The sequence below is a fragment of the Campylobacter sp. TTU_617 genome (assembly GCF_016599045.1).
Classification (GTDB): Bacteria; Campylobacterota; Campylobacteria; order Campylobacterales; family Campylobacteraceae; genus Campylobacter_D.
Genome location: NZ_JAENKV010000025.1, coordinates 1 through 7,949 on the forward strand (window position 1 = coordinate 1; position 7,949 = coordinate 7,949).

A 7,949-nucleotide genomic window follows, 5' to 3' on the forward strand; every position below is an offset into this window, starting at 1 on the left:
TTTAGAATGGCTTAAAATGATATATGCACATATTAATGCACTTGAACTTGCTTTAATAAAAAACATTAAGCCTTTAGAAGAAGAGTTATATAAAAGGGGACTTGAAAAATGGATGGGGCAAAAATAGATCTTTTTAAAAAAAATATAGATGCTTTAGTGGGATCTAATTATATAGACCTTAAAAAGAAATTACAAAATATCAAAGAACTTAAAAAATTTAATTATTTTTTAAATAAGGATCCATTAGATATAAATATAACAAGAAAAAGTGATTTAAAAACTATTTTTAAAAATCCAAAAGAAGAGCTTGAAGATAAAATAAAAACTTTTAAAGAATTTGCAAGATATCCTTTTTTTTTCTTTTATGGCTTAGGAAACGGTATATTTTTTAAAGCACTTTTACAAAATGATTTACATAAAAGAATAATTGTTTTTGAAGCAGAACTTGAAATTATTTATCTTGTTTTTCATTGGATAGATTTTGATTTAGAGTTAAGACAAGGAAGATTTATCATAATGCATAGTAAAGAAATGGATTATGTTAAAGCTGATATTCTTTGTTCTTTACCACAAATTAATATTTCTTTTAAGCTTTATGATTTAAAAATTACTTGTGAATTTTATGAAAAATATTATAAAGAAGATATTGAAAAAATGAATGATCTTCTTATGAAAGCTATTACTAATATTGCCTTAAGACAAGGAAATGATCCAAAAGATACTATGATAGGTATAGAACAAGCTATCTATAATTTGCCAAAAGTTTTTACTCATCCAAGTTATGATGAATTGAAACAAAAAAGATTTAATAAAAATAAAGCAAGTGCTATTATAGTAGGGACAGGACCTTCGCTTACTAAACAACTTCCTTTACTTAAAAAATATCAAAACAAAGCCATTATTTTTTGTGCTGATAGCGCTTATGCAATATTAGCTAAAGAGGATATTAAGCCTGATTATGTTTGTATGCTAGAGCGTGATGAGATAGTAAGTGAGTGTTTTAATAATGATTTTGGAGATTTTGATAAAGATATACTTTTTATTTTAGCTTCTGTGGTGAGTAAAAAAACTATAGATTATTTAGAAAAAAATCATAGAAAATATATGCTTATAGCAAGAGCTTCTACTTATACTAATTATCTTGATTTGTCTTCTTTTGGATATATAGGTGGAGGTATGAGTGTATCGCATATGGCTTGTGAGTTGGCCTTAAGATTAGGATTTAAAAATATTATTTTAATAGGTCAAGATCTAGCCTATGCTAAAGATGGAAGTCATCATTCAAAAGGTTTTATTCACGATGATTATCATATAGGAGATTATGAAAGAGATTTTAACCGTTATACCACTATGGCTTATGGAGGCAAAGGCATAGTTCAAAGTTCTAAAGTGTGGATTTTATTTAAACAAATTTTTGAAAATTTTTGTGCTGCTAATTCTTATGCTAAGATTTATAATTGTACAGAAGGTGGAGCAAGGATAGAAGGAAGTATAGAAAAACCTTTTAAAGAAGTTTGTGAAGAGTTTTTTACCAAAGAGCTTAAAAAGCCTTTAGTAAAACTTAAAAATCCTAGTAAAGAGCAAAGAAATCATCTAATGCTAGAGAATTACAAAAGAGTTAAAAAAAGTATTACGATGGGAGAAAATTTTTTAAAACATTGCAAAAAAATTGATAAGCGTATTAAAAAATTTATTTATACTTCCAAAGGTAAATACAGCTTAAATGAGCTTGTAGATGAGCTTGATTTAATTAAAGAAAAATTAAATAAGAAAAAATATATTCATCTTAGTAATGTACTTTCATCTTTACTGTATCATCATAATCTATTATCTTCAAAATTATATGTGCAAAATGTAAGCAATGAAAGTGATAAGCAAAATAAACTTTTAGCTTGGATATATTCTCATGAAAGCTGGCTTGAAGATATTATTGATATTTTTGGTGTTCAAAATCAAAGATTAAAACAAGCTATTATTCCTTTACAAGATATATTAGAAAAAAAGAATTTAATTTAAAAAAACTTTAGTTTTTTTACAAGCAATATAAATTTTTTAAGATTAATATTTCTAGCTTGAGAGTTTTTTAAGCTAGAAAATTATTATAAATTATTGTAAAAGTTTTAATACATTTTGTTGCACAGCATTAGCTTGTGACATAGCATAAGATCCACTTTGTGCTAGGATATTATATTTAGAAAAATTTGCACTTTCTGCAGCAAAATCCACATCTCTTATAGTTGATTCAGCTGATTTAACATTAACTTGGGTAACTGTGATATTATTAATAGTTACTTGAAGTTGATTTTGAACCGAACCAATATCAGCACGAATTTGATCAAGATTAGCAATAGCAGTTTCAGCTATATCCATAACAGCCATAGCACCTTTAAGGGTTGTAACTCCTGCACTTTCTGGTGAAACATCAAAAGCTCCTGCACTTACTTTCATAGTAGCAAATTGCGATAAGCCTGAACCACTTGAAAAACCACTTCCAGCAGAAACATTATATACAGCTGAAAGTTGAGAAGCTGCCGAGATAGCAACTATGCCAGCACCAGATAAAGAGGCAGAGTAATTTTTACCACTTCCTACAGAATAACCACTTCCTGCAGAAAATCCACTTCCTTCACTTGACATATAAGCAGTTATAGATGAATATCCAGCTAAAATTGTTCCTTTATTAACACTACCAAAGCCCATAGCATCAGCTATTTGAGGATCAATTTGCCCTTTTGATTCTCTTAGGGATACTGAAGCTTGAGAGATAAATTGAGAGGCTCCAAAACCTGCGTGAGAAAGACCAGTTCCTATTATATTGATATCTTTTCCATCATTTTTTACTAAAGATAAACGCCCATAATTTTCTTTCATATTAGGACTTATAAAAGCACCAGCTCCTATGCTACCTTCTATTTTAATACCGCGTCCATCTCTTGAGCTTAAAAGAAGTTTTCCTTCGCTATCAAGTGAAGCTTCAACTCCTGTGGTATCTTTTACTGAATTGATAGCTGAAACTAAAGCACCATTTTCATCGCCATCTTTATATTGAATTTGACCAATTCTTACCCCATTGATTGAGAAATCTTCAGAAGTAGAACTAGCTTTTACAGTTGCCATACCATTAGTTTCAACTTTAAAACTTGCTCTAACACCTGTTTTATCAGCGTATTTGTTTATCTCTTCAGCCAAAGCTCCAAGACCTGTTCCTACTGAAGTTGAGATTTTAATTTTTTGAAATTGAAAATCTTCTAAACCATTATAATTTTTAAGAGTAAATTGAACTTCACCACTAGAAGTGATCCTTCCTCCTGTTTCAAATCTTGTTACACCGATTTTACTTGATTGAGTTGGCCCTATACTTGCTTTGATAGTTTGATTTGAATTAGCACCGATTTGAAATTCTTGATTGATGAAGTTTCCACTTAAGAGTTGTTTTCCGTTAAATGAAGTTGTATTTGCGATATTATCAAGTTCTTCCATCAAGCGGTTAATATCTGCTTGAAGCATAGTTCTTGTTTTTTGACTTTGACCATCTTGGGCAGCTTGAGTAGCTTTAACTTTGATAGTATCTAAAATTTTAAGTTGCTCATCCATAGCTTTATCAGCGGTTTGTAAGATACCAATAGCATCATTGCCATTATTGATAGCTTGGCCTAAAGTTGCTGCTTGAGATCTTAAACTATCAGCGATCGCCATACCTGAAGCATCATCAGCGGCTGAGTTGATCCTAAGACCAGAACTTAAACGACTTAAAGATTTATCAAGCTCTGTAGCATTGACAACTGAATTGGCATGAGCATTTAATGCTCCTATATTTGTGTTTATCCTAAAACCCATTTTTTTTAAATCCTTTCAAAAATATTGTTCAAAAGGATAAAGCAATAAGTGTTCCAATAAATTTTTTAGTTTAAAAAAGAATTAAGATTTAAGAAATGAAGAAAGATTTGAAAAGTTTGGGAACAATTTTTCCCAAACTTAGATTCGTATTATTGTAACAATCTTAATACATTTTGTTGGCTAGCATTAGCTTGTGCCATAGCATAAGATCCACTTTGAGCTAAGATATTTGCTTTAGAGTAGTTTGCACTCTCACTTGCAAAATCCACATCTCTAATTTGTGATTCAGCTGATTTCACATTAACTTGAGTAACTGTTATGTTGTTGATGGTTGAAGTTAATTGATTTTGAACTGAACCTAGATCTGCACGAATTTGATCAAGATTTGCAATAGCGGTTTCAGCTATATCCATAACAGCCATAGCACCTTTAAGTGTAGTAACCCCTGCAGTTTCATTTGTAACACCCATTACACTTGCTTTAAAAGTAGCAAACTGAGACATAGTAGAACCACTTGAGAAACCACTTCCAGCAGAAACATTATATATAGCTGAAAGCTGAGAAGCTGCCGAGATAGCAATTACGCCAGCACCAGATAAAGAGGCAGAGTAATTTTTACCACTTCCTACAGAATAACCACTTCCTGCAGAAAATCCACTTCCTTCACTTGACATATAAGCAGTTACAGATGAGAAGCTTCCTAATATTAATCCTGCATTAATACTACCAAAGCCCATAGCATCAGCTACATTAGCATCAATTTGACCTTTTGATTCTCTTAAAGATACTGAAGCTTGAGAAACAATTTGACCTGTTCCAAATCCAGCAGAATCAAGATTAGTTCCTGAGATAAGAATGTCTTTGCCATCGTTTTTCACTAAAGATAAGCGTCCGTAGTTTTCTTTCATATTAGAATTTATAAAAGCACCAGCTCCTATGCTACCTTCTATTTTAATACCGCGTCCATCTGCTGAAGTTAAAAGAAGTTTTCCTTCACTATCAAGTGAAGCTTCAACTCCTGTAGTATCTTTTTTAGAATTTATAGCTGCAACTAAGGCACCATTTTCATCCCCATCTTTATAAGCAACAGTTCCTATAACTACTCCATTGATAGCAAAATCAGATGATGTTTGGCCTGCTTTTACTGCAGCCATTCCATTAGTTTCAACTTTATAGCTTGCTCTAACACCTGTTTTATCAGCGTATTTGTTTATCTCTTCAGCTAAAGCTCCAAGACCTGTTCCTACTGAAGTTGAAATAACAACATCTTTAAATTTAAAATCATCAATACCATTGTAATTTTTAATAACCATTCCAACGCTTCCGCTAGCAGTAATTCTAGTACCTGTTTCAAATCTTGTCACACCGATTTTACTTGATTGGGTTGCACCAATAGTAGCTTTAACAGTTTGATTTGAGCTTGCACCGATTTGGAATTCTTGATTGATGAAATTTCCACTTAAGAGTTGTTTTCCGTTAAATGAAGTTGTATTTGCGATATTATCAAGTTCTTCCATCAAGCGGTTAATATCTGCTTGAAGCATAGTTCTTGTTTTTTCACTTTGACCATCTTGAGCAGCTTGAGTAGCTTTAACTTTGATAGTATCTAAAATTTTAAGTTGCTCATCCATAGCTTTATCAGCAGTTTGTAGGATACCTAAAGCATCGTTACCATTTGAAATAGCTTGACCTAAAGTGTTTGCTTGAGATCTTAAAGAATCAGCGATCGCCATACCTGAAGCATCATCAGCAGCTGAGTTGATTCTAAGACCTGAGCTAAGTCTTGCCAATGATTGATCTAAACTTTTAGCGTTAAGATCAGAGTTTGCTTTAGCATTAAGTGCTGCAACGTTTGTATTAATACGAAATCCCATTTTAAATCCTTTTAAATAAATTCAATCACCTCATGCGATTGTCAAAAGCTATATCGTAAAGCTAAAAATTTTTTTTATATTTTTTTGAAATTTTTTTAAATATTAATTTCAATTTTTAGTTTAGCTTTATTATTAGCTTGTTTGATGATTATATTTTTGTATAATTTCATATTTAGTTTTTAAATTTTGTATAAAAAATGTAAGAAATTCTTTATAAGCTAAAATGAGTTGATATAAATGTTCTCTTTCATCATTTAAGTGCATTTTTAAAACTTTAGACATATTAAAACCTCTATTAAAGATTAAAGCCTTGCCTATTGAATCTTCTAAAAATGCACTATTATTTAATATTTCATTAAAACTACTTATATTTTTATGAACATTTTGTAAAAATTCTAAAGGTAAAATAATATCTTTACTTAAGATATTATCTAATGCATCTTTTAAAACTTTAGCATCATTTAATAAATTTTCACAAGTTTCTTTATCTTGTTTTAATTTTTCAAAGAATTTAGCAATGAGTTTAGCACTTCTATTTTTAGTTAAGGGTTTTAAATTTTCAAATTTAGGTTTTTCTTTATGAAGTAAAGTTTCGCAAGCATTTTTAAAAGATACTTCTTTGGTAAAATTTATTCTTGCTCCACCTTCTGTGGCATTATAAAAATTTACTTCTTTATTGCAAGCAAAAAGGTATTCTAATTTGATACGATAATCATTCCAAAGCACGTGAGTTAAAACTTCTCCTTTTCCTCCATATGCTGTGCAATAATTTCTTTCTATATGGCTTTCTTTTTCAAATTCGCTTCCAAAAGCAAAATTTTCAGAATGCGAATTTCCTTTCTCATCATAAGCTAAATCTTGTCCTATCATAATAATATTTTTAAATCCTAAGGCAAGAGCTAGAGTATAAGAGAAATGACTTACATGAGTTCCTGTATCTATATAGCCAAAATCATTAAGACCTAAATTTTTATAGAAAGGATCATCTCTTAAGATAATAATTTTATTTGAAATTTTCCTTGCGACATTATGATTTGTTCCAATAGCTAATACATTTAAAATTCTATCATCTTGTTCTTTATAGAATTTTAATGTTAAATCATCATAATCTAAATTTGTTACATAATCAGGTTTAATGTCTTCTTTAAGCAAGATGTTTAAAGCTCCATCAGCACAAAAAATAAAAACTTTATTTTGATATTTTTTAAGTAAAGGAAGTTGTTTAGTAAGTGAAGGTCCTGCTGAAACTACTATGGCTGTATCAAAGGCATTTTTTCTTTGAGCTATAAGTCTTTGAAAAGGAATATTTTCTAACATTGTGGGGATATTACAAAGTATATTGTCATAAACTAAAAAAGGAACATCTAATTTATAATGTAAATTTCTAATAAGTAAAGTAATATTTGCTAAGGCAAAATTTAAAGTTTGTTGATAGGTTTCATTATGAAATTTTTTATAATAAGAATTGATAGGAAAAAGTTCAAATAAATTTAAATATTCAAAAACACCTTTCATATCAAAAAGGATTAAAAACTGGATATTTACTTTTTCTTCTGTGATATCTAAAAGATGAATTTTGCCACTACTTAATTCTTCGCTTAAATCCAAAATGCTAAGTGCTAGATGTAAAAGTTCAATTTCACTTTCAAAAACAAAAATTCTTTTATAATATGGAGCTAAATTTTTAATCAAAAGAGCATTAGCTATACCATAAAAACAAATAAAAGGATAGTGTTTAGTTTGGGCTAAAAAATTATCAAAAGAGCAATTTAGCTCTTCACTTATAAAATCATTATCATAAATAAAAGTTTCAAAATTTTTATCATAAATATTAAATTTATTATTTAAAACAAAACGTTGCGATTTTTTATAATTTTGCAATTTTAAAGCCAAAGGTTCATTAACTCCAGATGCTAGAGCTTTGATATTTTTTTCTAAGATAGAATTCATTTTATACCTTGATGATTTATGGTTTTTGTATCATTTTAGAATTTTACATTTTTATTTTAAATTTTATTTAAAATAATAGATTATTTTTGATTATAAGTTTTTGGATGAATTTTTTTAAATAAGTTTTGTTATATTGTTTGGTTTAAAATTCTAGGAAAATCCTAGAATTAATTTTTAACCGCTATAACTTCAATTTCAACCAAAGCATTTTTTGGTAGATCTTTTACAGCAAAAGCACTTCTTGCAGGATAAGGAGCTTTAAAAAAGCTTGAATATACTTCATTAAAA

6 protein-coding genes are annotated in these 7,949 nt (G+C 29.3%); 2 read left to right on the top strand and 4 right to left on the bottom strand.

Annotated elements, in window-relative coordinates; genetic code table 11:
• On the top strand, positions 1 to 127 hold a 127-nt coding region (locus GQV94_RS07845; RefSeq protein ID WP_234126472.1), incomplete at its 5' end, for a hypothetical protein.
• Positions 109 to 2,016, top strand: a complete 1,908-nt coding sequence (locus GQV94_RS07440) for a motility associated factor glycosyltransferase family protein (protein WP_200170422.1) — start codon at positions 109 to 111, stop codon at positions 2,014 to 2,016. The genes GQV94_RS07845 and GQV94_RS07440, both read left to right, overlap by 19 nt.
• A 90-nt stretch (positions 2,017 to 2,106) precedes the next feature.
• Here the strand turns inward: GQV94_RS07440 and GQV94_RS07445 are convergent, their stop codons facing one another.
• The 4 genes from GQV94_RS07445 to GQV94_RS07460 form a co-directional block, all read right to left on the bottom strand.
• Positions 2,107 to 3,837, bottom strand: coding sequence for a flagellin A (locus tag GQV94_RS07445; protein ID WP_200170423.1), 1,731 nt, complete (start codon positions 3,835 to 3,837; stop codon positions 2,107 to 2,109).
• Between the two features lie 149 nt (positions 3,838 to 3,986).
• Positions 3,987 to 5,711 carry a flagellin A gene (locus GQV94_RS07450; RefSeq protein ID WP_200170424.1) on the bottom strand — a complete coding sequence of 575 codons (1,725 nt, stop codon included), beginning with the start codon at positions 5,709 to 5,711 and terminating at the stop codon, positions 3,987 to 3,989.
• 132 nt (positions 5,712 to 5,843) lie between these two features.
• Positions 5,844 to 7,661, bottom strand: coding sequence for a motility associated factor glycosyltransferase family protein (locus GQV94_RS07455; protein ID WP_200170425.1), 1,818 nt, complete (start codon positions 7,659 to 7,661; stop codon positions 5,844 to 5,846).
• 167 nt (positions 7,662 to 7,828) lie between these two features.
• Positions 7,829 to 7,949 (bottom strand): Rid family hydrolase (locus GQV94_RS07460; protein ID WP_267904836.1); only part of this gene is annotated, 121 nt, incomplete at its 5' end.